This window comes from Actinomadura sp. KC06 (genome assembly GCF_004348735.1).
GTDB lineage: Bacteria > Actinomycetota > Actinomycetes > Streptosporangiales > Streptosporangiaceae > Spirillospora.
The window spans coordinates 1-2588 of the sequence record NZ_SMKT01000357.1 but is presented as its reverse complement, the minus strand read 5'-3'; the positions used below and the strand labels follow the sequence as shown (position 1 = coordinate 2588).

General features: G+C 65.8%; 2 protein-coding genes and 1 pseudogene. All 3 read left to right on the top strand.

Features of this window, described 5'->3' with window-relative positions; all coding sequences use genetic code 11:
* On the top strand, positions 1–783 hold a 783-nt coding region (locus tag E1287_RS42955; RefSeq protein WP_131971854.1), incomplete at its 5' end, for an acyl carrier protein.
* Between the two features lie 271 nt (positions 784–1054).
* Positions 1055–1747 (top strand): spirocyclase AveC family protein, encoded by a 693-nt coding sequence (locus E1287_RS42950; protein ID WP_243719842.1) that lies wholly within the window; start codon positions 1055–1057, stop codon positions 1745–1747.
* Positions 1748–1770: 23 nt separating this feature from the next.
* Positions 1771–2588: pseudogene (locus E1287_RS42945) on the top strand (hypothetical protein); the annotation flags it as partial.

Here is a 2588-nt window from a genome sequence, read left to right as displayed (position 1 = left end):
CAGCGCCAACGACGGGCTCGCCCCGATCACATTCGAGCGTCAGATGGCAGAAGCGCGGAGGACGTCAACCGCCCAGCTCAGGGCCGAAGTGGCATAACACCGTCTCCACGCTTTGAGGGGATTGACAACTGGCGCCGGTCACAGGGGCTGCCAGCCACCGGCATCCACTGGGGTCCCTGGAGCCAGGTCGGCCGCGGCCAGCACCTGGCCCAGCGCGGATTCGTCACCATCTCCCCCGCCGACGGCATCGACGCCCTGGAACGGATCCTGGCGGCCGGCTATCACCAGGTCGCTTACTCCGCAGCGGACCTCGATCGCTGGATCGCGCCCTACCCGGCGCTGCGCGAATCCACCCTGGTATCCGAAATGCTCGCCGACGGAACGGCAGACAACGCCGACTCCCCCGTGCGGGACGAACTGCTGACCGCCGACAGCGACACCGCAAAGAGGCAGATCCTCGAAACCTTCATCATCGACACAGTTCGCGACCTGCTGGGCGGAACCGCGCGACACATCGGCCGACACACCAGCATGGTCATGCTCGGCCTGGACTCCCTTGGCGCCGTGCAACTGCAGCAACGCCTGCACCGGACGCTCAAGATCGCCCTAGACCCCGGCGTGGTGTGGGTCAAGCCCACCGCCGCCGGTCTCTCCGACTGGCTCTTGCACAAGATGGGCCACCAGCAATCCGACACCGCGCAGGAACTCCCCGGAGTTCCCCAGCAACCACCAGCCCCTCGAGGCCGCTCGCGGCATGCGGACCACGACCATGGCGAACTCTGACCACCTTCCAGCCCCCGACATAACAAACACAACGGACACCGCGCCGACCCGGCGGTGGTGGCGCACACCGATCATGGGCTGGGCGCTGACCGGGGTCGTTTTCCTGACCGCTGAGACAGTGGTGATGTCACGGTGGGCCACCACCGACGCGCGGTGGTTCCCTTCCGGCCACCACGACCTGAGTCCTAGCGGGAAGACAACGGTGGGAGCCTTCCAAGCACTCAGCATCGCAGGGGTCATTCTCAGCGTCTCATGGCCCCTCTTGCAGAGCGTGAAGCAACGTGCCCTCACCATCGAGGCGATGGTGCTGATCGGCTACCTGTCTGCGTTCTGGCTCATGCCGGTGGTCAACTACAACGGTCAGACCAGCAGCCAGAGCAAGTACCTCATCGGCACCACCGACTGGGGGCCTCACATCCCCGGCTGGCACGGCCCCGACCCCGAAACACACAACCAGGCGCTGTTCGTGAGCTGGTTCGCCCTCGCCGAAGTCATGTTGTGGGTTCTGCCGACCATCTGGATTTTGCGGGTGGCCGTGCGCCGATGGCCTTACCTGTCCGGACCACGACTGGTCTTGGTCGCGCTCGCCGCATCAATGGTTGCCGAGGTCGTGCTGGAGCCGGTGATGGTCTTCTTGGGCGGCTACATCTACGTCAGCGCCGTGCCTTGGCTGACCCTGTTCGCCGGGCACTGGTATCAAATCCCCCTGTACGCGATGATCATCGCTGCCATCGTTTACGGCTTTATTCCCGGCCTCATGTGCCATTACCACCAGCACCATCCCCATGATGCCCCCATTCTACGCGGCATTCAAGCGCTACCTCCTGTCACACGGCCCTGGGTGGCGACCCTGTCCGTCGTTGGCATGGCCCAAGTCAGCTTCCTGGGATTGGCTATTAGCTACGCCGCTATCTCCGAACTCGCCGGCGTGCCCGCGACCGACCTGCCTCCGCACCTTCAGTAATGGCACCCTCACCATTGCCCACGATGAGGCTCGCTGTCGCCGTCAGCGCCAGTGTCACCGACGGTGTAGCTCGCACACGACGCTTCGCCGCCCGTCCGGCGGAATCCCGCGTGCACGACGAACACCAACGCGCGAACGCATACCGGATCAAAAGGCACGCCACCACTCATCAACGCAAGCGCAGCCCGCCGCACGGTCCGCACCGGAGGTCGGCCATGCATGATCGGTACCGGCATGATGCCACCCGTCGAGACGGACACGCCGTGGTCATCGGCGGAGGTATGGCCGGACTGATCAGCGCCCGTGTCCTCACAGACTTCTTTGACCAGGTCACGATCCTCGAACGCGCTCCAGAGGCCACCAGCCGACCCTGGCGCAGCGGAGCGCCGCAATCTCGCCACCCGCACCTGCTGCTCGCCCAGGGCCGCATAATCCTGGAGAACCTCTTTCCTGGTCTGCACGACGACCTGCGCCAGACGGGTACACCCGTGTTCGACTTCGGACAGCGCGCCGTGATCCTTACCCCCTCCGGCCTCACCCCCACCGTGGCGACCGGCATCATCTGCCAGTCCAGCAGCCGACCGCTGCTGGAAACCCTGCTGTACGCCCGCGTCCAGGCACTCCCCGGCATCGTCATCCACCGCGGCACCACGGCCACCGGCCTGTGCTACAACGCAGCGACAACGACCGTCACCGGCGTCGCCCACACCCGCCGAGGTGACCACGCCGCATCAAGCCGAACGACGACCGAGTTGGAAGCAGACCTCATCGTCGACGCCAGCGGCCGCCACTCCCGCCTGCCCGACTGGCTCGCCCACCATGGCCTGCCCCGCCCCCGCAC